Here is a 26010-nt window from a genome sequence, read left to right as displayed (position 1 = left end):
TCGCAGCGGGCGGGTCTCCTCGGTGGTGACCGGGGGACCCGGCTAGCCATCGCAAATGACAACCGTTATCGTCTGGTGGTCGGGGATCCCCTGAACATCGGGAGTGCGCGGTGGGACATCTGCTGGTGATTGAGAGCTGGGTCGGTGCGATGAGCACCCTGCTGCCCCGGGCGATCCGGGAAGCGGGGCATCGGTTCACGTTCCTGACCAGGAACCTGCACCACTACCTGGGCCAGAGCGGCGGCGACGGGGTGCACCCGCTGCTCGCCGCGGACAACGTGATCACCGCCGACACCAACCACCTGGACATGCTGCTGTCCCAGATCCAGCGGCTGCACGAGGTGCTGCGGTTCGACGGCGTCATCACCTCGTGCGACTACTACCTCGGCACGGCAGCCCGGCTCGCCGCACACCTGGGCCTGCCGGGCGCCCGACCGGAGGCCGTCGAGTACGCCTGCCGCAAGGACCTGGCGCGGCAACGGATGCAGGCGGCCGGCCTGCCCGGTCCGACGTTCGCGGTCACCGAGGACTGGCCGGGTACCGAGACCGCCGCGCGTACGCTGGGCTTCCCGCTGGTCATCAAGCCGGTCGACCTGTGCGCCGGGATGTTCGTCCGGCTGGTGACCGACCGGACCGAACTGCGCGAGGCCTTCGACGCCCTCGACGCGTTCCCGGTCAACGCCCGTGGCCAACAGCGGTCACCGCAGGTGCTGCTGGAAGAGGTGCTGGTCGGGCCGGAGGTCAGCGTCGAGACCGTCACCGTCGACGGCACGACGACGGTGCTCGGCGTGACGGACAAGAGCCTGGCCGGCGAGCCGTGGTTCGTCGAGACGGGGCACATGTTCCCCGCCGCGCTCGACGCCGCGACATTCACCGCGGTGTGCGACATGGCGGTCGCCGCCCTGGCCGCGGTCGGGTTCGACCGGGGAGTGGCGCACACCGAGCTGCGGATGACGGCCGCCGGACCGCGGGTGGTGGAGATCAACCCACGCCCGGCGGGCAACCAGATCACCGAGCTGGTGCGGCGGGCGACCGGGGTGGATCTGCCCATGGTGTACACCCAGCTCGCCCTCGGGGAACAGCCGGACCTCGCGGTGACCGACACGGGCGTGCGCAGCGCGGCCATCTCGTTCCTGCTGCCGCCCCGCGCCGGAACCGTCGCCGGGATCGACGGTGCGGCCACGCTGGCCGCAGCGCCCGACGTCGTCGACTGGGCGGTGAAGCCCGCCGGGCACCGCACGGGCGACGCGGTGAGCAACAACACCTACCTCGGCCACGTCATGACGGTGGACACCACCGGCCCCGGCGCCCGCACCCGGGCCGAGGAACTGGTCGCCGGCCTGAGCGTCCGATACGCCGACGACCTGGCCGGAGCGCTGGCGTGACGACACCGACGCCGGTGGAGACCGGTGAGCCGTTCAGGTCGGTGACGGACCTGATCGAAGCCGTCAGCACCGCCCGATTCGGTCCCGATCCGGCCACCGAGCAGATCAGCGTCGCGTTCACCACCCGGCAAGGTGCCCGGCACGCTGGACGCGGCCGCAGCTACCGCAACCACGTGCTGAGTCTGCGGGTGGGCGCCACCGTCGGTTCCTGCGCGACGGAGCCGGACGAGCTGACCGACGACGTCGCGTACGACTGCGTGGGCCGCAGTGTGGCGGAACTGCTCACCCACCCGGTGCCGGCGGTCCGCGTCGCGGCTCTGGACGCCTACCTCGCCGCCGCCCGCCCGCACACACACGTCGCCGACGACACGGTCACCATCCCCGCCGGCACCTCGCTGGCCAAGTCGACCGCCAGAGCCGCCGCGGTGGTGGACCTGATACCGGTGGCCCCGGGACAGCAGGTCCTGGTCGTCGGCGTGGTCAACTCCCTGCTCGGCCAGCTACGCCGCCGCGGCATCGGCTATCTGCCCTGCGATCTGGCCGGCGGCAGCACCGAGTGGGACGAGCCGTGCCTGCCGGACGCCGCCGCCCTGCTGGAACGCTGCGACGCCCTGCTGGTGTCCGGCATGACCCTCGGCAACGGCACCTTCGAGCCGCTGCTGCGGCACGCCCGCACCACCGGCAAACCGATGGTGGCCTTCGCGCAGACCGGCAGCGCCGTCCTGCCGTGCTTCCTCGGCGCCGGGCTCAGCGCCGTGTCCGCCGAACCGTACCCGTTCTTCTGGCTCGACGGCGGACCGACGACGGTCTACCGCTACCGCGCCGCCGGGTCGCCATGCTGACCGACGCCGCGCCGAGAACGTGCGCACCGCACCTGCTGGACCTGCTGGGGCGCTCCCCGGTGGCGTTCGTCGACACCCCGCTGCCGCACCCGCACGGTGGCTTCCACGCCAAGGTGGAGTATCTGAACCCGGGCGGCATGAAAGCACGCGCCGCCGTGGCCATGCTGCAGGCCGCCCGGCAGCGCGGTGACCTCCGGCCGGGAGCCACCGTGGTGGAGTCCACAAGCGGCACCCTCGGCATCGGGCTGGCGTTCGCCGGACAGGCCCTGGGCCACCCGGTCATCGTCGTGGTGGACCGCGACATCGAACGACCGATGCGGGCGCTGCTGACCGCCTACGGGGCGGTGGTCGAGGTGGTCGAGCGGCCGCACCCGGTCGGCGGGTGGCAGCAGGCCCGCCTGGACCGACTGCACGAGATCCTGGCAGGCACGCCGGACGCCTACTGGCCCGACCAGTACCACAACCCGGACAACGCCGCCGGCTACCGGACCCTCGCCGCCGAGCTCACCGGGCAGGTCGAGGCCGTCGACGTGCTGGTGTGCAGCGTGGGCACCGGCGGGCACAGCGCCGGTCTGGCCCGGGCGTTGCGGCGGCACTGGCCCCGGATGCGGCTCGTCGGTGTCGACACCGTCGGCTCGACGATCTTCGGCCAACCCGCGCGGCCACGGCTCATGCGCGGGCTGGGCAGCAGCATCTTTCCCCGCAACGTCGACTACACCGCCTTCGACGAGGTGCACTGGATCGGCCCGGTGGAGGCGGTGGACAGCTGCCGCCGCCTGGCGCGCTCGGCCTTCGTCACCGGCGGTTGGAGCACCGGCGCGGTCGCCCGGGTCGCCGCGTGGATCAGCCGCATGCAGCCCGGCGCTCGGGTGGTGACGATCTTCCCGGACGGTCCGCACCGCTACCTCGACTCGATCTACGACGACGCGTTCTGCGCCACCCACGGGCTGTTCGCCCCCGCACCGGGCCACCCGATCGAGATCCCGTACCCGAACGCCGTCGAGGTCACCCGGTGGAGTCGCTGCCGGACCGTCCTCGACCCGCTGCGCCGCCTGGCGGTGCCGGCATGAGGCTCGGCTGGCGCACCTACCCGCTGCGGCTACGCGAGCCACTGCGGATCTCCCGCGCGACGATGCCGGGCCGCGACGCCGTCCAGGTCGACCTGTCCCACGACGGCGTCACCGGCCACGGCGAGGTCGTCACGAGCGTCTACTACGGCCTCGACCTGCCCACCATCCTCGATCTGCTCGCCGGGCTCACCGACCGGACGCACGGCTACGGTGCACCCGAATCGCTGCTTGCGGACCTGCCCGCGCTCGCCGCCGACCTGCCCGCCGGGGTGCTGGCGGCGCTGGACGCCGCCGTCCACGATCTGGTGGGCCGGCGCGCCGGGATGCCGGTGCATCAGTGGCTCGGCCGGCCGGACCTCTCCCCGGCACCCACGGCCCACACCATCGGCATGGTCGCTCCGGAGGACGCTGCCACCACCGCCCGGGCGCTGGCGCGGCGCGGCTTCCAGCTCGTCAAGGTCAAGTGCGGCGACCCCGCCGACCCGGCCCGCATCGCCGCCGTACGCGCCGCCATGCCGCAGGCCCGGCTCGTCCTCGACCCCAACGGCGCCTGGACAGCCGAGCAGACCGTGCGGCTGCTCGACACGATGCGCCCGCACCGCATCGACGCCGTCGAACAACCCATCGCGCCCGGAACACCGCAGCTACTCGCCTGGATCAGCGCGCGTACCGACGTGCCGGTCATCGCCGACGAGGACGCCGCCACGCTGGCGCACCTCGACGCCCTGGCGGGCACGGTCGCCGGCATCAACATCAAGCTCGCGAAGTGTGGCGGCATCCACGCCGCACAGCAGATCGCCGCCACGGCCCGCGCGTACGGCATGGATCTCATGCTGGGTTGCCTGGTGGCCAGCTCGCTGGGCATCGCACCAGCGGTGCACCTCACCGGCGACGCCCGCTGGATCGACCTGGACGGGCACCTGCTGCTCGCCGACGATCCGTGGACCGGCATCGGCGGCCACGACGGTGTCCTGCGGCTGACCGACGAACCCGGTCTCGGCGTGCGGGCGGCCCGATGACCACGTGGGCCACCCTGCGCAGTTTCCCGCTGCCGATCCGACTGCTGGTGGTCAACCAGCTCGGCGTCAACGTCGGCTTCTACCTGCTGCTGCCCTACCTCGCCGGCTACCTGGCCGACGACGTCGGCCTGTCCGCCGCCGTGATCGGCATCGTGCTCGGTGTACGGAACCTCAGTCAGCAGGGGTTGTTCCTGCTGGGTGGCTCGGCCGCCGACCGGCTCGGTGCCCGCAGCGTCATCATCACCGGTTGCGCCCTGCGCACCGTCGGCTTCGGACTGTTCGCCCTCAGCACGTCATTGCCGCTGCTGCTGGCCGCGTCGATCCTGTCCGGGCTGGCCGGGGCGCTGTTCAACCCGGCCGTGCGCACCTACGTGGCGCAGGCCGCCGCCGACCGGCGCGCCGAGGCGTTCGCGTTGTTCAACGTGTTCGCCAGTGCCGGCGCGCTGCTCGGCCCACTGCTCGGCGCCGCACTGCTGCTTGTCGACTTCCGGGTCGCCGCGTTGACCGCCGCGGCGGTGTTCGCCGCGCTCACCGTGGCGCAGGCCATCTGGCTGCCCGCCCAACCGGTGACGTCCAGCGCGGCCACCGTCTGGCAGGACTGGCGCACCGGCATCGCCGACCGCCGGTTCCTGGCCTTCAGCGTGGCGCTGGCCGGCATGTTCGCGTTGCAGACCCAGCTGTACCTGATCCTGCCGGTGCAGGCGGAACACGTCACCGGGCAGCCCGTGGCGGTCGCGGTGCTGTTCGTCGTCTCCACCGTCGTCACGCTCACCCTGCAACTGCCCCTGACCGGCTGGCTGCATCGCCGCGTCAGCCGCGGCACGAGCATCACCGTGGGTATGGCCGTCATGGGAGCCGGTTTCCTGCTGCCGCTGCTGCGGGTGGAGTCGGCACCACCGGTGCTGCGGCTGCTGCCCGTGCTGGCCGCTGCCGTCCTGCTCACCCTCGGGGTGATGATCACCCAGCCGTTCGTGCTGGAGCTGATCCCCGCCTTCGCCGGGCCTGGGCTGACGGGCACCTACTTCGGCCTGTTCTACCTGGTGTCCGGGATTCTCGCCGCCGGCTGCACCGCCGCCGTCGGCGCGGCGGTGGGCACCTCCGGAGACGCCGGCGTGCCCGCAGCGGCGTGGCTGCTCACCGCCGGCGTCGGGCTGGCATCGGCGGGTGCGGTGTGGCTGCTGCGCCGTGGCGGCCTGCTCATGCCGGCACCGGCAGCACCGGCGGCGGCGTCGGCGGGCGTGTCATGAGCGGGGAGAATCTCCTCACCGACCACCCGGAGCTGTACGAACAGCAGTTTCCCGACCCGGACCACGTTGCCGCCCGGTTCGTCGACGACCTCGTACGCCGGTTCGCCGACCGCACCGTCGCCGCGCCCCGGCTGCTCGACGTCGGTTGCGGTACCGGCCGCGACGCCGGGCACCTCGCCACCCTCGGCTACACCGCCACCGGGCTGGACACGTCGGTGCCGATGCTGACCTACGCCCAGCGCCGCCATCCCGGCGTCCGCTTCGTGCGCGCCGACATGCGCACCTTTGCCCTGACCGACCACTTCGACGTCGTCACCTGCCTGGACAGCGCACTGCTGTACTGCCACCACAACGCCGACCTGACCGCGTTCCTGCGGCGCTGTCACCGGCACCTGCGCCCCGGTGGGCTGCTGCTGGCGGAGATGCGCAACGGCGCGTTCTTCCTCGGCAACACCGAACTCCTCGACGGCACCCGGACCCGCAGCGTGACCTGGCGCGACGTCACGTACACCGCCGCGACGCGGCTGTGGATCGACCACCGCGAGCAACTGCTGCGCCGCGAACGCGTCTGGACCTGGCCGGCCTGCCCGCGACCGTTGGTGCAGACCTCGGCATGGCGGCTGCTGTTCCCCGCCGAACTGCGGTACCTGCTCGACACCGCCGGGTTCGACGTCGTGGCCCTGTTCGACGCCCCCGGGCCGCGGACCGACCCGCCCTGGCATCCGGCGGCCGCGCTGTCGACCGTCATGTCCGGCGACCGCCTGCACCTGGTCGCCCGCCGCCGCGACGACGCGGCGTGACTCTCACCTCCGTACCGAAAGGACCCATCATGATTCACCCGCCCGTCACCGTGCCGAGACTGTCTCGCCGCGGCCTGCTCGGCGGTGCCGCCGCCGTCTCCGCCGCCCTGCTGACCGGCTGCGGGCCGGGTAACGACGCGGCCAGCACCTCGGCCGGGCAGCCCCGGCGCGGCGGTCGGCTGCGGGCGGCGTTCGCCGGCGGCGGGGTCAACGAGACGCTGGACCCGCACCTGGCGAACCTGTTCAACGAGGCGTCGCGCGCCAAGGCGATGTTCGACAAGCTCGCCGACTACGGCCCGGACGTCTCCATCCGGCCCCGCCTCGCCGAACGCTGGGAGCCCAGCGGCGACCTCACCCGCTGGCGGATCACTCTGCGCCAGGCCACGTTCCACGACGGCAGGCCGGTGCGCTCCGCCGACGTGCTCTACAGCTACGCCAGGATCCTCGACCCGGAGAAGGCGTTCCGCGCCAAGGCCAGCCTCGACCTGATCGACCTGCCCAACAGCCGTGCCGTCGACGACCGCACCCTGGAGTTGGCCCTCAAGCGACCGTTCGCCGAGTTCCCCAACGCCCTGGCCGCGTTCGGCGCGTACATCGTCCCCGAGGGCACCGACAGCTTCGAGCGGCCCGTCGGTTCCGGGCCGTTCACCTTCGACTCCTGGCAGCCCGGCCGGTCGCTGCTGCTCAAGCGGTACGACGGCTACTGGGAGGGCGCCGCGCATCTTGACGAGCTGGAGTACCTGATCAGCAATGAGGAGTCGGCCCGGGTCAACGCCCTGCTCGCCGGCCAGGTGGAGTACGCGCACGACGTCACCCCCACCACCGCGCGTACCCACGCCGGCAGCGGCCGGATGACCGTCACCCGGATGCCGAACAGCACTATGCAGTCGTTCGCCATGAAGGTCGACCGGCCGCCGTTCGACAACCGCGACCTGCGTGAGGCCATGTTCCTGCTCACCGACCGCCAACAACTGGTCGACACCGTCCTCGCCGGTTCCGGGCAGGTCGGCAACGACCTGTTCGGCAAGGGCTACCAGTACTACGCCGACGACATCGCCCAGCGCACCCGCGACCTCGACCGGGCGCGGTTCCTCATCGACAAGGCCGGCGCCAAGGGGTTGCGCATCACCCTTGACACCGCGGCGGTGGCCAGCGGTTTCGTCGAGGCCGCCAGCGTCTTCGCCGAACAGGCCAAGCAGGCCGGGCTCGTCATCGAAACCGCGATGGGCAACAAGGACACCTACTGGAAGGACATCCTGAACTCCGGAGTGCTGGCCTCGTACCGCTCCGGTGCCATGCCCATCGAAACGCACATCTCACAGCGGCTGCTGACCAACTCCACCACCAACGCCACCCGATGGGCCCGCCCCGAGTTCGACGCCCTCTACGCCAAGGCCATCTCCAGCGCCGACGAAGCAACCCGCCGGCAGGCGTACGGCGACATGCAGCGCAGCCTGCACGCCGAGGGCGGATTCCTGATCTGGGGCTTCGCGGACTTCCTCGTCGCCACCGCGCCCGGCGTCGGTGGGGTGTCCGCCGACGCCCCGGCCAACACCCTCGACTGGGCCCGCTTCGACAAGGTCTGGCTGGGGTGAGTCTGCCCCGCTACGCCGCCGGGCGGTTGCTGCTCGGCCTCGGGCAGGTCGCCGGGATCACCACCATCGTGTTCGTGCTCACCGAGGCGCTGCCCGGTGACGCCGCCGTGGTGATCGCCGGCGACCATCCCGACCCGGCCCGCATCGCCGCGATCCGGGCACACCTGGACCTCGACCGACCGGCCTGGCAGCGCTACCTCGACTGGCTGACCGACCTGATCCGCGGCGACCTCGGCGTCTCGCTGATCTCGCAGCGGCCCATCGTCGAGCGCCTCGCCGACAGCGCGGGCGCCACGCTGCTGTTGGCGGCGGTGACCCTCCTCGCGTTGGTACCGCTCGCCATCGCGCTGGGCATGCTGGCGGCCCGCCGGGAAGGCGGGCGACTGGACCGGGTCGTGTCCGCGGTGTCGGTCGCGCTGTACGCGGTGCCCGAGTTCGCCCTGGCGATCCTGCTCATCGCCGTCTTCGGGGTCCAACTCGGCTGGCTACCGCCCACCGCGTTCGGCGCCGACCTGCTCGCCCGGCCGTCCGTGCTCGTGCTGCCGCTGCTCGTGCTGCTCGCCCGACCGATCTGCACCATCAGCCGACTCACCCGCGCCGGTATGCTCGACGCCCTGCGCGGCGAGCACGTGCGCCACGCCCGACGACTCGGCATCACCGGCAGCCGCCTCTGGTTGCGCCACGCCCTGCCCGGCGCGTTGGCGCCGGTGGTGCAGCAACTCGCCCGCACCACCGACTGGCTGCTCGGCGGCGTCATCGTCGTCGAGGCGGTGTTCGTCATCCCCGGCCTCGGCACCGCCCTCGTCGACGCCGTGTCCACCCGCGACATCCCCAGCGTGCAGGCGCTGTGCGTCCTCGTGGCCGTGACCACCGTAGTGGTGAACCTGGCCGCCGACCTGGTGGCGTTCCGCCTCGCACCCCGGATCGGGGCCGTGCGATGAGGCGGCTGCGCACCCTGACCGGGGCGGTGCTGCTCGCGGTGCCGCTCGCGCTGGCCGTGTTCGGCCCACCGCTGGCCGGCGAGCCGGGCGACCGGACGTTCCCGTTCTCCGGCGACGGTGTGCTGGGCACCGACTTCGTCGGCCGTGACGTGTGGCAGCAGGTCCTGCTCGGCGGCCGGTCCGTCGTCGGGGTCGCCGTCTGCGCGACGCTGCTGGCGTACCTCGTCGGCGTGCCGGTCGGCCTGCTGGCCGCGTCCACCCGCCGCCGGTGGGTCGACGAGTTGCTCATGCGCCCCCTCGACCTGACGCTTGCCGTGCCGTCGCTGTTGCTGCTGATCCTGCTGGCCGCCACCGCGCCGCCCGGGCCCCTCACCCTCGTCGGGATCGTCGCGCTGATCGGGTTGCCGGAGATCGCCCGGATCACCCGCGCCGCCGCACTGCCGCTGGCCCACGGACCGGCCATGGAGGCGATGCGCCTGTACCGCGAGACCTGGTGGCGGCGCGGCCCCGGCTACGTCGGCACCGGCATCCGCCGGATCCTGCTGGCCGACGCCGGCGTCCGGTTCATCGGCGCCATCTACCTGGTGGCCACCGCCAGCTTCCTGGGCATCGGCGTGGCACCCGACGCCGCGGACTGGGCCGTCATGGTGGACCGCAATCGCACCGGTCTGTTCCTGCAACCCTGGGCCGTCGCCGTGCCGGCCGCGCTGATCATCTGCCTGGCCGTCGGTTTCAACCTGGTCACCGACCGGATGCTGGTCACCCCCGCCATCCCCAGCGCACCACCGTCCGTACCAGCCACGACCGGTAGCCGTCCGCGCGTGGACAACTCCCTTCTCCAGGTGCGGGAGCTGGCGGCCACGACCGTCGACCGGACGTTGGTCGACGGCGTCTCCTTCACCCTGCGAGCCGGCGAGATCCTCGCCGTCATCGGCGGATCCGGCAGCGGCAAGACCACCACCGCCCGGGCCCTGCTCGGCGAGGCCGCCCCCGGCGTCACCCTCACCGGCGCCATCACCCTGGCCGGCCGGCCCGTCACGACCACCAGCCCGCCCACGCCCGGCACTGTCGGCTACGTACCCCAGCAACCCGGTGCCGCCCTCAATCCCGTACGCCGCATCGGTGCCGTGCTCCACGAGATCGCCCGGCACCAGGCACCCGGCGACAGCCGCAGCGTCCGCCGACGCACGGTGACGGCCACCCTCGAACGCGTCAGCCTGCCGACCGACCGCCGGTTCCTGCGCCGCTTCCCGCACCAGCTCTCCGGCGGTCAGCAACAACGTCTCGTCATCGCCCACGCCCTGCTGGCCCACGCCGTCCTGCTCATCGCCGACGAACCCACCACCGGCCAGGACGCGCTGACCCGCAGGGACGTCGCCCGGGAACTGACGACACTCGCCCGTGACGGCATCGCCGTCATCCTGCTCAGCCACGACCTGCACCTGGTACGAGCCGTCGCCGACCAGATCCTCGTGCTGCACCGGGGCGCTGCCGTCGAAACCGGCCCGGCCGCCGAAGTGCTCGCCCTGCCACGGCACCGGCACACCCGGCAACTGCTCGCCACGCCACCGGCCGGGCCAGCGGCGGTGGTCGGCGAGGACCGGCCGCTGCTGCGGGTCACCGGCCTGAGCGCCGCCCACCGCGACGGCGGTCGACACCGCGACGTGCTCCGCGACGTCAGCCTGGCCGTCCCCGCCGGACGGTGCCTGGCGGTGGTCGGCCGGTCCGGAAGCGGCAAAACGACCCTGGCCCGCTGTATCGCCGGCCTGCACCCCGCCCGTACCGGCCAGGTGATCCTCGCCGAGCACCGCCTCGCCGCGTACCTCGACCGACGCCAACCAGCCGAACTCGGCGCCATCCAGTACGTGTTCCAGGACGCCCGCGCCAGCTTCGACCCCTACCGGCCGGTGCTCGACCAGATCGCCGGGCCCGCGCGACGCCTGCGGGACGCCACACCGGACCAGGCCCGTCACATTGCCCTGCACCTGCTCGAACGGGTGGGCCTCGCCGAACACACCGTGATCCAACGTCCCGACCGGCTCTCCGGCGGCGAACTGCACCGCGCGGCGCTCGCCCGTGCTCTCGCCAGCGAGCCGCGCGTCCTGCTCTGCGACGAGACGACCGCCGGGCTCGACAGCGTCACCCGGCACGGCATCCTCACGCTCCTCGACGAGCTGCGACGCACCCTCGGACTGACCGTGGTCATGATCAGCCACGACCGCGACGTCGTGGCTCACCTCGCCGACCACATCGTCGTTCTCGACGACGGAACCGTCGTCGACAGCGGCCCGGCCGACGCCCTGCTCGACCACGCACACCACCCGCTGACCCGCGCGCTTCTGTACATCGACCCGGCGACCGCCGCGGCGCCGTCGAACCCATGACCGGAGGAACCATGCAGCAGCACCGATCCCACGTCGGCCCGTACGACGTCCAGACGGCCGACCTACGGCACCTCGACGGGGCGCGCAGCGTCATGCTCGACACCTTCTACCGCGACTTCGGCTACGGCTACCGGCCCGACTGGCACCGGGACGTCATCGACCTCGGCGGCACCTACCTCACGCCCGAGCACCACGCCCTGTTCGTCGCGACCAAGGGCGACGAGGTCGTCGGCACCACTGCGGTGCGGGCCGGCGGGCCCACGTGCCCACCCCACCCGCGCTTCCTCGCCCAGCGCTACCCGGACGAGACCACCGCGCAGCTGTTCCGGGTCTACGTCCGGCCCGAACACCGACGCAGTGGCCTCGCCCGGGCACTCGTCGGCCTCGCCGTCGACTTCGTCGCCCGGCAACCCCGCTACCAGGCGCTCTACCTGCACACGGATCCGCGCGTCGACGGTGCCGAACCGTTCTGGCGGAGCGTGGCCACGCCGATCCACGACCCGCGTGACGGCCGCGACGACACCTATCAGACCGTCCACTTCGAGATCGCGCTGCCCGGCCGCCCCCGTTAGCCGCCATCGTGCGACCGGGCAGACCACGTGGCGCTACGCCGAGTGGTCAGCGGCAGCCCGTGCCGGGGCCGCCTCCGCCTGGAGCAGTTGCCGACGCTTGTTGTTGCCGAGCCACCGGTGCGATCCGGGCTTGCGGGCCTCTTTGGTGAGGTGACCAACGGCGAACCGGTAGGTCAGAGCCTTGAGTCCCGCGCCGAAGCGGCCACCGACGAACATCCTGTTCGCGGTGTCGTCCCGGCCGGCAAGTTGGTAGATGCCGGCATGGGTGCCCAGGCCGACACACATGGCGCCGAAGAAGACGCTCGCCGGCTCGGGGGCGGTGCCCGCGATGCGCCGCAGCACCGTGTCCGCGGCGTGCGCGCCGAGGCAACTCGCCGTGTACGCGCTCATCCGGTACGGCACGCCGGACGGCGCCGCCGAGTCCCCGGCCGCGACGATGCGTTCGTCGTCGGCGCTGGTCAGCGTCTCGTCGGTGATCAGGCGCCCGATGGCGTCGGTCCGCAAGCCGCTGCGCGTGGCCAGATCCGGCACCCCGAAGCCCGCGGTCCAGATGGTGATCGCGCTCGGCAGCGTACGACCGTCACCGAGCCGCACCGCGTCCCGCATGACCTCGGTGACGGTGGTGCCGGGACCGGCCAGGACGGCCACGCCGATCCTGGTGAGCGACCTGGTGGCGGCGCGTCGGGCCCGTGGGTGCAGGTACGCGCCGAGCGTGTCCCCGCAGACCAGACTGACCCGGTGTCCCCGCTCGGCCAGCTCGGCGGCGGTTTCGATGCCGGTCGGCCCGGCGCCGACGACCGTCACCGGGGTCGCCGCCGGCCGGTCGTCGAGGATCGAGCGCAGCCGCTTTGCTGCCTCAAGGGTGGCCATCGGGTAGGCGAACTCGGCCGCGCCGGGAACGCGTGGTTCGGCGCTCGCGCTGCCCGCCGCGTAGACGAGGTAGTCGTAGCCGAGTGTGCCGCTGCCCCGCAGCGTCACGCTGCGCTGCGCCGCGTCGATTGCCGTGACGGTGTCCTGGACCAGCCGCACCTTCTCGGCCAGCACCTGCCGGTAGGGCACGACCGCCTCGTGGACACCGGCGACCACGTGGTGCAGCCGGAGCCGGATGACGAAGTCCGGCCGCGGATTCACCACGGTCACGGTGACGTCGTCGCGCTGCAACAGGCGATTGGCCGCCATCACGCCGGCGAATCCGCCGCCGACCACTACCACCCTGGTGTTGCCTGCCATGTCTGACTCCCTTCGCGGACGGTTCGACCCCAAGACACCGACAGCACCCGGCGTGTGACAGTCGTGGCTCACGTCACGTCAGGTCCCGCTGCCGCTGTCGTCCTGACTGGTCCGCGGCGTCGCTGCAACGGCGTGATCCCCTGACGGGATCAACAGGCCGTCAGGGGATCACCAAGGAGCAGACTCGCGTCAGGGCACCGCCACCGTCGCGTCGTCGTTGCCCGGCATCCGGGTCACGCTGGGCAACGGCGGAACGGCCGCTGCCGCACGGCTGCCCGCCTCGTCGGTCGGGCATATCGCGGTTCGCAGCAACGTGTTCCAGGCGACGTCGATCGGGTGCAGGTCGGGTAGGCCGAGCTGGTAGTGGCTGATGTTGATCCCGGACGACACCTGGCGAGCGCCGTCCCGGCTGTGCAGGGAGAACGTCAGGTGACCGAGGACCGCGCCGTCATGGCCCCAGAACTCGCCGCACGGCGTGGGCAGCGAGTAGATGCCGAGCCCGTAGCCGCCGGCTTCGGGCTGCTCGGGCAGGATCGGTACCCCGGTGAGCATCTCATCGAGGCTGGCCGGGCTGATCAGGTCACCGCCGAGCAGCGCCCGGAAGAAGGTGTTCAGGTCTGCCGTGGTGGCGATCATCTCGCCTGCCGTCCACGCCCAGCTCATGTTGAACTCGCTGAGGTCGCGTACGCCGAGCGGGGCGAAGTAGGCGCCACTGTGCGGGCCACGGATCCGCGGGTCGGTGCCGGGAAACGATGTCCCGGTGAGCCTCAGCGGCCGCAGGATGCGCCGCTGCACCTCGGCCGCCGCATCCTTGCCGGTGATTTTTTCGATCAGCAGGCCGGCCAGGATGTAGTTGGTGTTCGAGTAGTTGAACTGGGCACCGGGGGCGTTGGTCGGCGGCATGGCCAGGCCCGTGGCCACGAGGTCCGCCGGAGCGTACGTGTCGACCTGCATCCGGTTGATCGCCGCGTACGAGTCGATCATCGCGTTGGTGTAGTTGCCGATGCCGCTGGTGTGGTTGAGCAGCATCCGGACGGTGACCTGGGTGCCGAGGTCACCCGGCACGACGTCGGGCAGCCACCGCCCGATCGGGTCGTCGAGGCTCAGCCGGCCCTCGTCGACGAGCTGGAGCACGGTGGTGGCGACGAACGTCTTGGTGACGCTGCCGATCCGGTGTCGCATCTGTGGCTGCATCGGTCGAGGTCTGGTCAGGAACGCCTGGCCTGCGGCGTTACGCCAGTCGTGCCGGCCGTCGCGCACGGCGACCAGCACCCCTGGGACGCCGGCTGCGGGCACCGCGGCGAGTGCGGTGCGCAACTCGGCGCGATCCGGTCCGCCGGCGGCCGGTCGGGCGGACGGGCTCGGCTGCGCTGTGGCGGAGGCGGGTACGACGGCGATCGTGGTCACCAGCGCGACGCTGGACGCCACGATCTTCAGTGTCCGAAATGTACGTGACATAGTGACATGTTCGCCGGGCCCGCCCCTGGCCGCATCCTGCTCAGGCGGGAGATCCGGCTCCCGCTGCGGAACGAACGGCAGTCAACCGATCGACGCACCGCCGGGCTGTCGTGTACCGACTCCCCGGGCCGAGCGGCAACGGTCGGGGCGCTGCGTCCTGCCGTCGTCATCCCAGGCAGGCAGAGGTTTGGCGGCCGGGACGACGGGGGTAGGGAGCGATCCGCCCGTCAGTCAACCCCCGAAGGAGACTTCCATGTCGGTGCAGGCGTTCCTCTATGTCGTCGCGGTCATCCTGCTCGTGCTCGCCGCGTTGCCCCTCCGCACCCGAGGTGTCTCGCTCGCGCTGCTTGGCGCGGCGTGCGCCCTGCTGGCCTACGCCTGGCCGGTGATCACCGGGTAGGTACGAACTCACCGTGTTCGTCTGAGGAGGAGCCCCGCCACCGTTCGCCTTCGCGCTGGCAGGGCTCCTACGGTTGTCGCCGCCCCTGGTTCACGCCGCGGGCGGGGTGGTCAAGATGCCCTCGCTGACGGTGACGGAGTCGGCGTGCTCAGGGGTTCGTTGGCTGCGGTGAACCGGCGGGTGGCGTGGTTGCGGAGCGACTCGACGGTATCGGTCGGCGTGCGGCCCAGACGGTGCGCTCGGTCCGAACGGCGAGATCACTGCGGCGCAGGATGCTGTGCTGGCTGTCGGTGTCCAGCAGCCGGTCGAGTGCGGCGAGGTCCTCGGGGGCGAGGGCGTCGGCGACGCCGTGGCGGATGCGCTGGAGGCTGGCCTGGGCGTAGACGCCGACCTGTTGGTCGTCTGAGCCCTTGATGTGCACGGTCAGTCGGCGCTCACCTTCGACGGTGAATCCGGCGGCGGTGAGCATCGGCCCCCAGTCGGCGCCCCGGTGGGGGAGGTGCTCGGCGTGGACGCGGTCGCCGGCGGCGTGACAGCGCTCCTCCAGACCGGGCCGGTCATCCGGGGCGTTCTCGGGGAGGAATCGCGGGAAGGCGGACAGTTCCACGACGGCGAACAGTCCGCCCTCGGGCAACAGGTCGTGGACCGCGCGCAGGACCTGTTCGGGGCGGGCTAGGTGGTGCATCGAAGCGGAGGCCCACACCAGGTCCGGGATGCCGAGCGCGGGCCAGTCGGGCTCGTCGAGGTCCACCTGAACGGTCCGCACCCGCTTCGTCTGACCTCGGCCGTACGCCTTGTCCCGCAGACGCTGAAGGTGCCCGGCCGAGGAGTCGACCGCGGTCACATGCGCCTCGGGGAAACGGTCGAGAAGTGCAAAGGTTCCGGCTCCGGTGCCGCTACCCAGATCCACGATCTGGCGCGGGGCAGTGTCGAGTGGTAGCCAGGCCGTGATCTCGGTGAGGTGCGCCGCGAGGACGTCGGCCTCCAAGTCGAGGATCTCCGCCGGTCCGGCATCGTGGCGTTCATGGTGGGCTGCGTGGGTCATACCGCGACGTTAAGACGATCATGCGGACGCGGCGCGATCGCTTTCGGATTACGCAAGACGATGGGTGACAGGGCTGCCTGACACGCAAGAACGATCGTCGCGCGCTGCGGCTGCGATGGTGCACCGAACGTCGCGTCACCGTCGCAGGTTCTCGCTCTCGTGCTGCTGGTGCCCACGGCGGGCGTCGCGGTCGAAGATGCCCAGGATCTCGCACGGGCGGCCGTCGGCACCGATGGCGTGCGGCAGCATGGTGGGGAACTCGGCCGCCTGGTTGGTCTCGAGACGGAAGCGACGGTGGCCGAGCATCAGGACCGCCGTGCCGGAGAGGACCACGAGCCATTCACGCCCAGGGTGGGCGCGCATGCGGGCCGGATTGTCCGGTGGCGGTTCCGTCATCCGCTGGCGGACGACGGACATGCCCGGGTCGGCCTTGATGGGCCAGCGCATCGACCCGCGGGCGGCATCGATCATCGGACTGGTGACGATGTCGTCGGAGGCGGTCTCCACGAGCTGGTCCAGGGTGGTGTCGAGGGCGCGTGCGAGCGTGACGAGCTGGTCCAGGGCGAGGCGGCGCTGGCCGTTCTCGATGCGGCTGAGCGAGGACTGACTGAGCCGGGCCCGGGTGGCCAGTTCTTCCAGGGACCAGCCCTGTGCGACCCGCAGAGCGCGGATCCGTTTGCGTACGAGGCTGTCCAGGTCGCCATCATCTTGCGTCATAAGCAAGATTATATGCCTCCAATGCAGTACGTGGTTAGCGTCCTGCATGCCATGCGGCCTCGCCGCGGCAACGGCAGCACGGTCGGCTGACCTTCGTACGGCGCACCCTACGCCGCGCTCGGCAGGGCCTGGACCCGCTCCGGAGCCCGCCCCCGGTCCGCCGACCGATACCGCACGTCCTTGTTGAGAGGAATCCATGAGTACGTACCAGCCGGCACCGCCGACCACCGCGGCGCGGGGCGGCGCTGTGGTCAGCGGAAGCGCGCCAAGTGTCAGTCAGCTCCGCATGATCCTGATCGCGGTCTCCGTCGCCTTGATGGCCGTCATCGCCTCCGTCTCGGGCCTGAACGTGGCCCAGACCCATCTCGCAGTCGACTTCGGCGCCGGACAGACCACCGTCCTGTGGATCATCAACACCTACACCCTCACCCTGGCCGCGCTGCTACTCCCGCTCGGCGCCTTGGGCGACCGGTTGGGCCGCAAGCCCATGCTGATCGTCGGGCTGGTCATATTCGGTGCCGCGAGCGTCGCGGCGGGCCTCGCCCCGAACGCCGAGATCATGCTCGCGGCGCGTGTGCTCAGTGGTGTCAGCGCTGCGATGATCATGCCGATCACCCTGGCGGTGATCACCTCCACGTTCCCCGAACACGAACGCGGCAAGGCGATCGGTGTGTGGACGGGCATCGCCGGTGGCGGCGGCATCCTCGGCATGTTTCTCTCCGCCCTGCTCGTCGACGTGGCCTCCTGGCGCTGGCTGTTCGTCCTGCCGGTGGCCCTGATCATCGTGGCCCTGGCCATGGCGGTGAGGTCGGTGCCCAACTCCCGCGAGTACTCCGGCCACTCCTTCGACCTCGTCGGCGCGCTCACCTCCAGCGTGGCCGTGGTCGGGCTCATCTACGTGCTGCACGAGGCACCGGAACGCGGCTGGGGCGACCCCGTCACGGTGATCAGTCTCCTCGTCGGCCTCGCCGCACTGATCGCGTTCGTGACCTGGGAATTGCGGCGTCGCGACGCCTCGCTGCTGGACGTCCGCCTGTTCCGCGAGCGGGGCCTGGCTGGCGGTTCGCTCACGCTCCTGGTCGTCTTCGGCGTCCAGGCAGGCATCGCCGTGGTCCTCTTTCCGTTCTTCCAGGCCGTGCTCGGCTGGTCGGGACTGCTGTCGACCCTCGCGATGATGCCCATGGCGGTACTGATGATGATGACGTCCGCTCTGGCCCCCCGGTTGGCCGCCCGCATCGGCTCCCGATCCACCGTGGCCCTCGGTGTCGCGCTCGGTGGAGTCGGTCTGACACTGATGGCCCTGGTCGTCTCCGTGGACGGCGGCTACCTCTCCGTCCTGCCCGGCATGCTCGCCATGGGCGTTGGCATGGGCTTCTCGATGGCTCCCTCCACCGAGGCGATCACCAGTTCCCTGCCCGTTGCGAAGCAGGGTGTCGCCTCCGCACTCAACGACATCACCCGTGAGTTCGGCACCGCGCTCGGAGTCGCCATGCTCGGCGCGCTACTGTCGGCCGGCTACCGCAGTTCGATCGGCGACAAGCTGCACGGCATTCCCGCAGACACCGCCAGTACCGCTCGTGAAGGCATCGCCAACGCTCTGGAGGCAGCCGGGGAGTCGAGCTCCCACAGTCCGCAGGTGATCCACGCCGCGCAGCAGGCCTTCGTGGACGGGTGGCGGCAGGCAATGGTGGTTGGCGCCGTCGTCATGGCTGGCATGTTCCTCGTCATCTTGGCCAGCGGTCCTCAGCGCCGCCCCGCCCTACCGGCCGAGGTGACCGAAGCCACCGGGACCGTCGCGCGGTGACCATCCGACAGCGGCACCGAGTTGGCCGACATCCTGGATGCGGCAGCTCAGGGGCAGTTCCCGGCACCGGACGGCGGCATCACCGTGGTGCCACAGCCAAGCAGTCGCGACGCCGGAGTGGTCGCCTTCACCGCCCACTCCGTGGTCTTCACCGACGAGGACCCGGTGTGGGTACGCCGGATCCTGGCCTCCCTCGACTGCGACCCCCTGGCGGTCGCGATGAATCCGGCCTTTCTGCGCGCGCTGCTCGACCGCACCCGGCGCTCCATGGACACGATCGACCTCTTGACAGTGGCGGGCCCGCTCGCCGGTGAGCCGCCACTGGAGCTGACAGAAGTGGTGAACGCGGATCATCCACGTCGGACGAGGGCAGGTAGGCGTCGTGACGACCTGCTCGTCTGGGCGGCCGACGGCGGAATCGTCATCCTCGGCCGTGGTGTGGCAGGTCGCTGGGAAACGGCGATCGAGGTCGACGAAGGGCATCGGAGCCGGGGCCTCGGGCGGGCACTGGCGACCGCCGCCCGGCATCTGGTGCCCGACGGCCAGCCCGTCTGGGCGCAGCAGGCCGCCGGCAACGCACGCAGCGTACGCGCTTTCCAGGCGGCCGGCTTCCGACCGGTGGGAGCCGAAGCGCTCCTGCTCGACACATAGGGGCACCGAGCCGGCGGCGCGGGTCGGGGAGGACGCCCTCGCTGGTCAGCTCAACCTGAAGGTCACGTTGTCGACGTCGAAGGTCGTGACGCCGTTGCCGGCCGACTCGCTGGCGAGGAAGCTGACCGTCGCGGTGCGCTCGGTCGGCGCGGTCCCGGTCGACATGCTGTACTGCCGCCACTCTGCTCCTCCGTCGAAGGCCAGGGAGAACCGGGTCTTCGGGGGGATGCCGGTGGCCACCAGCCCGACGTTCAGGTAATCGCTGCGGCTGGTTTCGGTGGTGGTGGTGCGGACCCAGAAGCGGATTGTCAGGTCACAGTTGGCCGGCACCGCGACGGTGGTGCGCAGCAGGTCGGAACGGCTCACGTCCAACCCGGCGAAGGTGGCGTACGCGCGGCCGGTGCGCGCGGGCCGGATCGTGTCGCCGAGCACGACGATGCGGGGGCCGGCCTCCCAGCCGGTGGTGCCACGCTCGAATCCCGGGTTGGGGTGGATCTGCCCGGTGCAGGCCGGGTCGGCTGCCGGCTGGACGGCGGGCGCGCTGCCCGTGCTCAGGAGGAGCAGAGCGGCAGCGAGGGCGGTGGTGACGAGGGCCTTCATCAGTTCTCCCCGTGGTAAAGGCATTCGAGACGGTCAATCGACCATGCTTCACGGACGTAGGCGCGTCAAGCCCGTCCCGCCCATGGGGACCAGCGGATCGGGCAGCCTACAGTCGGGCCATGAGCACCGACAGGAATGCGGCTCCGGTTCCCTCGGTCGCGGTCGTGACACCCGCACCATCGGCAGGGCCAGGGACGAGGGCATACACCGCCGGTCCCGTACGCGCCGTCTACCCCGGCAGCTTCGATCCCTTCACTGCCGGGCATCTGAATGTGGTACGCCGCGCACGTGACCTCTTCGACGAAGTGGTCGTGCTGGTCGCCGTCAACAGCGACAAGCATCCGGGCGTCGACGAGGAGGAGCGAGCCGCCGCTGTCCGGGCTGTCCTGCCGGTCGAGTGGACCTCCGTCACGGTGGTGGCCTGGAGCGGTTTGACCTCCGACTACTGTCGTGGCCATCAGGTGGCAGTGATCGTCCGAGGCGTACGCAACACCACCGACCTCCAGGCCGAGTACCGACTCGCCGCGATGAACCAGTCGCTTGGTGTCCCCACGGTGTTTCTGCCCGCGCGGCCCGAGCTGACCAGGCTGTCGTCGACGGCGGTACGCACGCTGGGAGGCTGACCCGCGCCGACCGGCCCTGGTGATGAGTTCTCGCGCCCTCATCGGTCATACCTACGACGGAACACGGCGAGACGGAAGGATGACGCGATGGGTGTGGACGCGCGGCCGAAGGAGCTGGGTGTGGGCGGTCTGGATGAGATCGACGAATCGGCGTTCTCGGGGCTGGCGCAGCGGCACCGCCGGGAGCTGCACGTGCATTGTTACCGGATGCTCGGATCGTTCGAGGATGCGGAGGACACCGTGCAGGAGACGTTCCTGCGGGCCTGGCGGCGGCGGGAGACCTTTGCGGGGCGGTCGTCGTTCCGGGCCTGGCTGTACCGGATCGCCACCAACGCCTGCCTGGACCTGCTCGCCAAGTGCCGTCCGGAGCCGGCGACCGGCGGCGAGGTGCGGTGGTTGCAGCCCTACCCGGACCGGCTGCTCGACGAGCTGGCCGCGGGCGTCGCGGACGAGCCGGAGGTGGTCGCTGTCGCGCGGGAGACGATCGAGCTGGCCTACCTCGTCGCGGTCCAGCACCTGGCGCCGCGCCCGCGGGCTGTGCTGATCCTTCGGGACGTCCTCGGCTGGCCGGCGAAGCACGTCGCGGAGCTGCTCGGCGACTCGGTCAACTCCGTCAACAGCGCGTTGCAGCGGGCCCGCGCGGGCATGCGGGAGCACCTGCCCGCCGAGCGGCAGGACTGGACCGGCGGTGGGGAGGACGCCGGAACCCGGGAGCTGGTGCGCCGCTACACCGACGCCAGCGTGGCCACGGACATCGACCGGCTCGCCGGGCTGCTGCGCGACGACGTCCGCTGCTCGATGCCGCCCACTCCGGGCCTGCACGTGGGCCGTGACGCGGTGGTGAGCGACTGGGTCGGCAGCGGCTTCGTCGGCATGACCGGCCTGCGTGCCGTTCAGACCTGCGTGAACCGGCAGCCCGCCGTCGCCTTCTACCACTGGCGGAAGCGGGAGGGCGCGTACCTGCCGCTGACGATCGACGTGCTGCGGGTCACCGGCGGAGCGATCACCGAGATCGTCACGTTCCACGACGACCAGTTCCCGCGGCTCGGGCTACCGGACCGCCTGCCGGCCGACGGCACCGCGTAGCCCCGGTGAGGGCAGTCCACGGCAGGGGTGTGTATCCATCCCATGCACCCTGCTCCACCCGGGTGGCCCGACCGGTGCGACGCCGGCGAGGTCGATAATTCGGAGGTGTCGCGGTGGTGCACGTCGCTAACGTGCCACTCGTGGCCAGCGCGAACCTACACACCGAACGTCTTGAGCTCCGTCCCGTGCGTGACGAGGACATCGACCGCATCCTGGAATACCGCAACCGGCCGGAGGTCACCCGCTGGCTGCTGCGCACCGAGGTCGACCCTGCCTCCTTCCGGGCGGCGTGGCAGCGCGCGGCAAAGGACCCCGACGACCACAGCAGGGCGGTGGTCCGCGACGGCGTGGTGATCGGGACCGTTTCGCTCGACGTGGTCGACGGCATGGGGCAACCCGGTATGCCGACGCGGACCGAGGCCGAGCTCGGCTACATCTTCGACCCGGCGTACGGCGGCCAGGGTTACGCGACCGAGGCGGTCAGCGCGATGGTGGCGTACGCGTTCGACCGGCTGGGCGTGCGACGGATCACCGCTGGCTGCTTCGCGGACAACCTGGCCTCCGTGCGGATCCTCGAGAAGATCGGCATGCGTCGCGAGCAGCACGGTGTCGGCGACTCCTGGCACGCCGAGCTGGGCTGGGTGGACGGCTACACGTACGCCCTGCTCGCCGAGACGTGGCACCAGGGGACGAGATCCGGCGGGGCGGGCGTACCTCGACCAGTGCGCAGTCGGTGACCCGGCCGGGCCGAGCTGCCGACGCTCGGCCCGGCCGGCTGGTCACCGCGTGAAACGGCTGGCGGCCTCGCCTTCCAGATGGCCTGGTGGGAGGCGGCGTCCGCAGATCACGAGCAGGAGATCCTGGGCCAGCCCGCGCACCGGCGTCCCGCTGCCGTGAGACCAGTCCAGGTCGGTTGCCCGCAGCGTCACCCCGGTGAGGTCCGTGCCGAAGAACGCGACGTTCCTGGGCGCCAGCCCGGCGAGGACCATGGCCATGCGGTCGGGCGGAATTCGCCGGCCCAACCCGAGGCCGACGGTGATGTCGAGCCCGTGGATGACGTCGTGGGACAGGGCTCCGAGCGCACCACCACCCGGCGGTTTCCAGGGATGCGCGACGTTGTCACGGAGCGCCGCCAGGAGTTGCGCACTGGTCATGCGAGCCGCGTCGCGCCGTGCGCACCGGTCGGCCATCCGGTTGAATCGGCCGCCTGCCTTGGCCAACTCCACGAGCGTCCGGCCGAGCGAGGTCCGGAACGGCATCGTGGTGTGGGCAACGACCTCGCGGACCCGCCAGCCGGCGCACAGGGTCGGTGCGTCCCACTGGTCCGGTCGCAGGGTGGCGAGCAGGTCCGCCTGTTCGCTCCGTTCCGCGGTCACCGCCGCCCGGATGTCTTCTTCAGTCACTGTCAGCCCTTCATCGTCGCTGTCCGTCTTCACCAGGGACGTGCTGCATGACATACGGAGGGGACGCGGCGAATTCATCGGTCCGCCGTTGTCGTCCCCGATGCGTAGGGTCGGGGGGATGTTCGAGACGTCGACCGACGAGGGTGCCGAGCTGGAGCGGTTCCGGGCGGAGCTCACCGGCTACTGCTACCGGATGCTCGGCTCCGGTTTCGAGGCCGAGGACGCGGCGCAGGAGACGCTGGTACGGGCGTGGCGGTCCTACGACCGTTACGACCAGCGAAGAGCATCGCTGCGCACGTGGCTGTACCGCATCGCGACGAACGTCTGCCTGGACATGCTCCGCAGCGCGCAGCGCCGGGTTCTGGCCATGGACCTGGGCCCGGCTGCCCACGCCGGCGCCGTCCTCGGCCCGCCGGTGGCGGACCAGCGGTGGATTCATCCGATGCCGGACGGCCGTGCCCTACCGGCGACCGACAGCCCGGAGGAACTGGCCGTTCAACGCGAGACCATCCGGCTGGCGTTCGTCGCCGTGCTCCAACACCTGCCGCCCCGGCAGCGCGCCGTCCTGATCCTGCGGGACGTGTTGTGCTGGCCGGCAGGGGAGGTGGCGCAGCTACTTGAGACCACGGTGGCCGCGGTGAACAGCTCGCTGCAACGGGCGCGGGCGACGCTGCGGGCGAACAACCCCGCGCCCAGCGATCCGTGGCGACCGGCCGACCCGGCCCACCGGGACCTGCTCGACAGCTACTGCACCGCGTTCGAACGCCATGACATTCACACGCTGGTGTCGCTGCTGCACCAGGACGCCACCATGTCGATGCCGCCCTTCGCGTGGTGGCTCCGCGGCCGGGACGAGATCCGCCTGGCCTTGCTGGACCCGCAGGCGTCCTGCGCGGGGGCCCGGCTGTGGCCGGTGCAGGCGAACGGATCACCGGCGTTCTGGCAGACGCGCCCCGACCCGGCCGGAGACCACCGGCCGTTCGCCCTCGTACTGCTCGATGTCGTTGACGACCTGGTCACCAACATCGTCACGTACCTCGACGCCGATCGGCTGGTGCCGCTGTTCGGGCTCCCGCAGCCCGGGCAACCGGCTGGGTGGTGACGCCGGGGACCCTCGATCGGCGGACGGCCGGACTATCGTGATCGCATGAGTACCCGCCATGTGCCGGCGCAGATCGGTGACCTGCCGCCGATCGGCCGACCGGCCAACAGCGCCCTACTCGAAGCCGGCATCACGACCCTCGATCAGGTGGCCGCCCACAGCCGCCGCGATCTGCTCGCCCTGCACGGCGTCGGGCCGAAGGCGATCGGCATCCTGGCGGCGGCACTGACCGAACGTGACCTCACCTTCGCCGACTGACGGTAGCGGCTCACCGCCGGCTGGATCTTCGCGCCGGCTCGCGTCAGGTGGCGGGCAGGCGTACCTCGAACCGGCAGCCGCGGTCGGTGTTGCGTACGTTCACCCGGCCGCCGTGCGCTTCGACGAGGCCGCGCACGATGGCCAGGCCGAGTCCGCCGCCACCGCCGGAATCGGCCGCTGCGGGGGTGCGGGCGCGTTCACCGCGGAACGCGACGTCGAAGACCCGGTCCAGGTCTTCGCCGGGGATGCCGCCACAGGTGTCGGAGACGGCCAACCACACGTTGTCGGTCTCGTGGCCGGCGGCGATGTGCACGGTGCCGTCCTCCGGGGTGTACCGGACGGAGTTGATCAGCAGGTTGCTGACGATCCGGGCGAGTTCGCGTTCGCCTGCCCGCACGCTGGGCCAGCCGCTGTCCGCGGCCACCAGATGGATCCGGCGGCGGGCGGCAAGTGGCGCGACGCCGGCGATCGCGTCGGACACCACGTCGCGCAACGGCACGGTGGTGGGCATGAGCCGCAGCGCGCCGGCGTTGATCCGGGACAGCTCGAACAGGTCGTCGACGAGCTGGGCCATCCGGTCGGTCTCCACCCGGATCCGCCGGTGGTACTCGTCGACGATGGCCGGGTCGTGGATGATGCGGTCCTCCAGGGCCTCGGCCATGGCCCGCAACCCGGCCAGCGGGGTACGCAGGTCGTGTGACACCCACGCGACGAGTTCGCGGCGGCCGGCCTCCAGCCGCCGTTCGCGCTCCCGGGCTGCCCGGGCCCAGACCGCGGCAGCGGCCAGCCGGCTGCCGAAAACGGCGCCGACGGCGAGGCTGATCACCGCGGAGGCGCTGACCGTGACGAGAACGACCCACAGGTCGTGCGCGGACAGGAACATCGCCTGCGCGACCGTGGCGACGCCGGCGACCACGGCGAGGACGGTCACCGTGAGCAGCACCAGGATGTGCACGAGAATCGATCGGCCGCGCAGCAGCCGCAGCGCCGCGGCGCCGGCCAAACCGACGACACCTCCGGCGGCGAGGGCGTACAGCCCGATGAGCAGCGTGTCGGTCACTGGCCGGCTTCCTCATCGAGTGGGTCGTACCGGTATCCGACGCCCCAGACGGTGCGGATGCGTTGCGGGTCGGCCGGGTCGTTCTCGATCTTTTCGCGCAGCCGGCGGACGTGGACGGTGACCGTCGACTGGTCGCCGAACTGCCATCCCCAGACCTTGTCCAGCAGGTCGCTGCGCGACCACGCCCGCCCGGGATGGCGCATGAAGAAGATCAGCAGATCGATCTCCCGGGCGGTCAGCGACAACGGTGCACCATCCATGGTCGCGACGCGGCGGGCGGTGTCGACGGTCAGCGCCGCGTCGGTCAGCTTCGCCGAGACGCTGGGGTGGGCGGTCTGCGCGGCGGTGCGGCGCAGCACGGAGCGGATCCGCAGCACGAGTTCGCGAGGGGAGAAGGGCTTGGTGACATAGTCGTCGGCGCCGACCTCGAGCCCGAGGACCCGGTCGGCCTCCTCACCGAGCGCGGTGAGCATGACCACCGGCAGGTCGGGCAACTGCCGCCGGATCCGGCGGCAGACCTCAAGGCCGTCGATCCCGGGCATCATCAGGTCGAGCACCACGAGGTCGGGGCGCTGGGCGGCGATCGCGGCGAGGCCGTCGGCGCCGTCGGCGGCCAGCTGGACCTCGCAGCCGGCCTGCTCCAAGTAACGTCGGACGACGTCACTGACCGTCGGGTCGTCGTCGACCACTAACACCCGGTGTCCCATCCGCACCACGC

The 26010-nt window shown here is 71.4% G+C and carries 26 protein-coding genes; 18 read left to right on the top strand and 8 right to left on the bottom strand.

Features of this window, described 5'->3' with window-relative positions:
- Window positions 1-110 precede the first annotated feature (110 nt).
- From AB0J93_RS22385 to AB0J93_RS22340, 10 genes are read left to right on the top strand one after another with little or no spacing between them, the layout of a single operon-like run.
- Window positions 111-1385, top strand: a complete 1275-nt coding sequence (locus tag AB0J93_RS22385; protein WP_363924263.1) for an ATP-grasp domain-containing protein — start codon at window positions 111-113, stop codon at window positions 1383-1385.
- The gene (locus tag AB0J93_RS22380; RefSeq protein WP_363924262.1) at window positions 1382-2227 is read left to right on the top strand and encodes a DUF364 domain-containing protein; all 846 of its coding nucleotides are present in this window, start codon (window positions 1382-1384) and stop codon (window positions 2225-2227) included. Before AB0J93_RS22385 ends, AB0J93_RS22380 begins: the two co-directional genes overlap by 4 nt.
- The gene (locus tag AB0J93_RS22375; RefSeq protein WP_363924261.1) at window positions 2221-3297 is read left to right on the top strand and encodes a PLP-dependent cysteine synthase family protein; all 1077 of its coding nucleotides are present in this window, start codon (window positions 2221-2223) and stop codon (window positions 3295-3297) included. Before AB0J93_RS22380 ends, AB0J93_RS22375 begins: the two co-directional genes overlap by 7 nt.
- Entirely contained in the window at window positions 3294-4316 is a 1023-nt protein-coding gene (locus AB0J93_RS22370) for a dipeptide epimerase (RefSeq protein ID WP_363924260.1), read from the top strand. Before AB0J93_RS22375 ends, AB0J93_RS22370 begins: the two co-directional genes overlap by 4 nt.
- Complete coding sequence (locus tag AB0J93_RS22365) at window positions 4313-5563, top strand: MFS transporter (RefSeq protein ID WP_363924259.1); 1251 nt, start codon at window positions 4313-4315, stop codon at window positions 5561-5563. Before AB0J93_RS22370 ends, AB0J93_RS22365 begins: the two co-directional genes overlap by 4 nt.
- The gene (locus AB0J93_RS22360) at window positions 5560-6363 is read left to right on the top strand and encodes a class I SAM-dependent methyltransferase (protein WP_363924258.1); all 804 of its coding nucleotides are present in this window, start codon (window positions 5560-5562) and stop codon (window positions 6361-6363) included. Before AB0J93_RS22365 ends, AB0J93_RS22360 begins: the two co-directional genes overlap by 4 nt.
- Window positions 6364-6392: 29 nt before the next feature.
- The gene (locus tag AB0J93_RS22355; RefSeq protein ID WP_363924257.1) at window positions 6393-7958 is read left to right on the top strand and encodes an ABC transporter substrate-binding protein; all 1566 of its coding nucleotides are present in this window, start codon (window positions 6393-6395) and stop codon (window positions 7956-7958) included.
- Window positions 7955-8899: an ABC transporter permease gene (locus AB0J93_RS22350; protein WP_363924256.1), complete on the top strand. Its 945-nt coding sequence runs from the start codon at window positions 7955-7957 to the stop codon at window positions 8897-8899. The genes AB0J93_RS22355 and AB0J93_RS22350 overlap by 4 nt, the downstream gene beginning before the upstream one ends.
- Window positions 8896-11283: an ATP-binding cassette domain-containing protein gene (locus AB0J93_RS22345; RefSeq protein WP_363924255.1), complete on the top strand. Its 2388-nt coding sequence runs from the start codon at window positions 8896-8898 to the stop codon at window positions 11281-11283. The genes AB0J93_RS22350 and AB0J93_RS22345 overlap by 4 nt, the downstream gene beginning before the upstream one ends.
- A gap of 11 nt (window positions 11284-11294) precedes the next feature.
- Window positions 11295-11855, top strand: coding sequence for a GNAT family N-acetyltransferase (locus AB0J93_RS22340; RefSeq protein ID WP_363924254.1), 561 nt, complete (start codon window positions 11295-11297; stop codon window positions 11853-11855).
- A gap of 33 nt (window positions 11856-11888) precedes the next feature.
- Here the strand turns inward: AB0J93_RS22340 and AB0J93_RS22335 are convergent, their stop codons facing one another.
- Both AB0J93_RS22335 and AB0J93_RS22330 read right to left on the bottom strand, forming a co-directional pair.
- Window positions 11889-13085: an FAD-dependent oxidoreductase gene (locus AB0J93_RS22335; RefSeq protein ID WP_363924252.1), complete on the bottom strand. Its 1197-nt coding sequence runs from the start codon at window positions 13083-13085 to the stop codon at window positions 11889-11891.
- Between the two features lie 189 nt (window positions 13086-13274).
- Window positions 13275-14513, bottom strand: a complete 1239-nt coding sequence (locus AB0J93_RS22330; RefSeq protein WP_363924384.1) for a serine hydrolase domain-containing protein — start codon at window positions 14511-14513, stop codon at window positions 13275-13277.
- 283 nt (window positions 14514-14796) lie between these two features.
- Between AB0J93_RS22330 and AB0J93_RS22325 the strand changes: the two genes are divergently transcribed.
- Window positions 14797-14943 carry a hypothetical protein gene (locus tag AB0J93_RS22325; RefSeq protein WP_363924251.1) on the top strand — a complete coding sequence of 49 codons (147 nt, stop codon included), beginning with the start codon at window positions 14797-14799 and terminating at the stop codon, window positions 14941-14943.
- Between the two features lie 148 nt (window positions 14944-15091).
- Here AB0J93_RS22325 and AB0J93_RS22320 read toward each other — a convergent pair whose 3' ends face one another.
- The gene (locus tag AB0J93_RS22320; protein ID WP_363924250.1) at window positions 15092-15988 is read right to left on the bottom strand and encodes a methyltransferase; all 897 of its coding nucleotides are present in this window, start codon (window positions 15986-15988) and stop codon (window positions 15092-15094) included.
- A 135-nt stretch (window positions 15989-16123) separates the two neighbouring features.
- Window positions 16124-16705 (bottom strand): XRE family transcriptional regulator, encoded by a 582-nt coding sequence (locus AB0J93_RS22315; protein ID WP_363924249.1) that lies wholly within the window; start codon window positions 16703-16705, stop codon window positions 16124-16126.
- 196 nt (window positions 16706-16901) lie between these two features.
- Between AB0J93_RS22315 and AB0J93_RS22310 the strand changes: the two genes are divergently transcribed.
- Together AB0J93_RS22310 and AB0J93_RS22305 are read left to right on the top strand one after the other, a co-directional pair.
- Window positions 16902-18509 carry a DHA2 family efflux MFS transporter permease subunit gene (locus tag AB0J93_RS22310; protein WP_363924248.1) on the top strand — a complete coding sequence of 536 codons (1608 nt, stop codon included), beginning with the start codon at window positions 16902-16904 and terminating at the stop codon, window positions 18507-18509.
- 21 nt (window positions 18510-18530) lie between these two features.
- Complete coding sequence (locus AB0J93_RS22305) at window positions 18531-19160, top strand: GNAT family N-acetyltransferase (protein WP_363924247.1); 630 nt, start codon at window positions 18531-18533, stop codon at window positions 19158-19160.
- 45 nt (window positions 19161-19205) lie between these two features.
- Here AB0J93_RS22305 and AB0J93_RS22300 read toward each other — a convergent pair whose 3' ends face one another.
- On the bottom strand, window positions 19206-19760 hold the full coding sequence (locus tag AB0J93_RS22300; RefSeq protein WP_363924246.1) for a hypothetical protein: 555 nt from the start codon (window positions 19758-19760) through the stop codon (window positions 19206-19208).
- A gap of 119 nt (window positions 19761-19879) precedes the next feature.
- Between AB0J93_RS22300 and coaD the strand changes: the two genes are divergently transcribed.
- The 3 genes from coaD (at window position 19880) to AB0J93_RS22285 (ending at window position 22206) form a co-directional block, all read left to right on the top strand.
- On the top strand, window positions 19880-20383 hold the full coding sequence (gene coaD, locus AB0J93_RS22295; RefSeq protein ID WP_363924245.1) for a pantetheine-phosphate adenylyltransferase: 504 nt from the start codon (window positions 19880-19882) through the stop codon (window positions 20381-20383).
- An 87-nt stretch (window positions 20384-20470) separates the two neighbouring features.
- Window positions 20471-21469: an RNA polymerase subunit sigma-70 gene (locus AB0J93_RS22290; RefSeq protein WP_363924244.1), complete on the top strand. Its 999-nt coding sequence runs from the start codon at window positions 20471-20473 to the stop codon at window positions 21467-21469.
- Between the two features lie 140 nt (window positions 21470-21609).
- The gene (locus AB0J93_RS22285) at window positions 21610-22206 is read left to right on the top strand and encodes a GNAT family N-acetyltransferase (RefSeq protein ID WP_363924243.1); all 597 of its coding nucleotides are present in this window, start codon (window positions 21610-21612) and stop codon (window positions 22204-22206) included.
- Between the two features lie 42 nt (window positions 22207-22248).
- Here AB0J93_RS22285 and AB0J93_RS22280 read toward each other — a convergent pair whose 3' ends face one another.
- Window positions 22249-22872, bottom strand: coding sequence for a maleylpyruvate isomerase family mycothiol-dependent enzyme (locus AB0J93_RS22280; RefSeq protein ID WP_363924242.1), 624 nt, complete (start codon window positions 22870-22872; stop codon window positions 22249-22251).
- 118 nt (window positions 22873-22990) lie between these two features.
- Between AB0J93_RS22280 and AB0J93_RS22275 the strand changes: the two genes are divergently transcribed.
- Both AB0J93_RS22275 and AB0J93_RS22270 read left to right on the top strand, forming a co-directional pair.
- Window positions 22991-23974 carry a sigma-70 family RNA polymerase sigma factor gene (locus AB0J93_RS22275; RefSeq protein ID WP_363924241.1) on the top strand — a complete coding sequence of 328 codons (984 nt, stop codon included), beginning with the start codon at window positions 22991-22993 and terminating at the stop codon, window positions 23972-23974.
- Between the two features lie 45 nt (window positions 23975-24019).
- Complete coding sequence (locus AB0J93_RS22270; RefSeq protein WP_363924240.1) at window positions 24020-24232, top strand: DNA-binding protein; 213 nt, start codon at window positions 24020-24022, stop codon at window positions 24230-24232.
- 43 nt (window positions 24233-24275) lie between these two features.
- Here the strand turns inward: AB0J93_RS22270 and AB0J93_RS22265 are convergent, their stop codons facing one another.
- Window positions 24276-25292, bottom strand: a complete 1017-nt coding sequence (locus AB0J93_RS22265) for a HAMP domain-containing sensor histidine kinase (protein ID WP_363924239.1) — start codon at window positions 25290-25292, stop codon at window positions 24276-24278.
- Window positions 25289-25999, bottom strand: coding sequence for a response regulator transcription factor (locus tag AB0J93_RS22260; protein ID WP_363924238.1), 711 nt, complete (start codon window positions 25997-25999; stop codon window positions 25289-25291). Before AB0J93_RS22260 ends, AB0J93_RS22265 begins: the two co-directional genes overlap by 4 nt.
- Between the last annotated feature and the right edge of the window lie 11 nt (window positions 26000-26010).

Source organism: Micromonospora sp. NPDC049374 (genome assembly GCF_040677165.1).
Taxonomy (GTDB): domain Bacteria; phylum Actinomycetota; class Actinomycetes; order Mycobacteriales; family Micromonosporaceae; genus Micromonospora.
The sequence above is the reverse complement of the archived record's forward strand: the minus strand, read 5'-3'. Positions and strand labels throughout refer to the sequence as shown.

Excerpts from the sequence above, each read along its gene's own strand:
- AB0J93_RS22375 (WP_363924261.1), top strand. The coding sequence starts at position 2,221 with ATGCTGACCGACGCCGCGCCGAGAACGTGCGCACCGCACCTGCTGGAC.
- AB0J93_RS22370 (WP_363924260.1), top strand. The coding sequence starts at position 3,294 with ATGAGGCTCGGCTGGCGCACCTACCCGCTGCGGCTACGCGAGCCACTG.
- AB0J93_RS22365 (WP_363924259.1), top strand. The coding sequence starts at position 4,313 with ATGACCACGTGGGCCACCCTGCGCAGTTTCCCGCTGCCGATCCGACTG.
- AB0J93_RS22360 (WP_363924258.1), top strand. The coding sequence starts at position 5,560 with ATGAGCGGGGAGAATCTCCTCACCGACCACCCGGAGCTGTACGAACAG.
- AB0J93_RS22355 (WP_363924257.1), top strand. The coding sequence starts at position 6,393 with ATGATTCACCCGCCCGTCACCGTGCCGAGACTGTCTCGCCGCGGCCTG.
- AB0J93_RS22345 (WP_363924255.1), top strand. The coding sequence starts at position 8,896 with ATGAGGCGGCTGCGCACCCTGACCGGGGCGGTGCTGCTCGCGGTGCCG.
- AB0J93_RS22340 (WP_363924254.1), top strand. The coding sequence starts at position 11,295 with ATGCAGCAGCACCGATCCCACGTCGGCCCGTACGACGTCCAGACGGCC.
- AB0J93_RS22335 (WP_363924252.1), bottom strand. The coding sequence starts at position 13,085 with ATGGCAGGCAACACCAGGGTGGTAGTGGTCGGCGGCGGATTCGCCGGC.
- AB0J93_RS22325 (WP_363924251.1), top strand. The coding sequence starts at position 14,797 with ATGTCGGTGCAGGCGTTCCTCTATGTCGTCGCGGTCATCCTGCTCGTG.
- AB0J93_RS22320 (WP_363924250.1), bottom strand. The coding sequence starts at position 15,988 with ATGACCCACGCAGCCCACCATGAACGCCACGATGCCGGACCGGCGGAG.
- AB0J93_RS22315 (WP_363924249.1), bottom strand. The coding sequence starts at position 16,705 with ATGACGCAAGATGATGGCGACCTGGACAGCCTCGTACGCAAACGGATC.
- AB0J93_RS22310 (WP_363924248.1), top strand. The coding sequence starts at position 16,902 with ATGAGTACGTACCAGCCGGCACCGCCGACCACCGCGGCGCGGGGCGGC.
- AB0J93_RS22300 (WP_363924246.1), bottom strand. The coding sequence starts at position 19,760 with ATGAAGGCCCTCGTCACCACCGCCCTCGCTGCCGCTCTGCTCCTCCTG.
- coaD (WP_363924245.1), top strand. The coding sequence starts at position 19,880 with ATGAGCACCGACAGGAATGCGGCTCCGGTTCCCTCGGTCGCGGTCGTG.
- AB0J93_RS22290 (WP_363924244.1), top strand. The coding sequence starts at position 20,471 with ATGGGTGTGGACGCGCGGCCGAAGGAGCTGGGTGTGGGCGGTCTGGAT.
- AB0J93_RS22275 (WP_363924241.1), top strand. The coding sequence starts at position 22,991 with ATGTTCGAGACGTCGACCGACGAGGGTGCCGAGCTGGAGCGGTTCCGG.
- AB0J93_RS22270 (WP_363924240.1), top strand. The coding sequence starts at position 24,020 with ATGAGTACCCGCCATGTGCCGGCGCAGATCGGTGACCTGCCGCCGATC.
- AB0J93_RS22260 (WP_363924238.1), bottom strand. The coding sequence starts at position 25,999 with ATGGGACACCGGGTGTTAGTGGTCGACGACGACCCGACGGTCAGTGAC.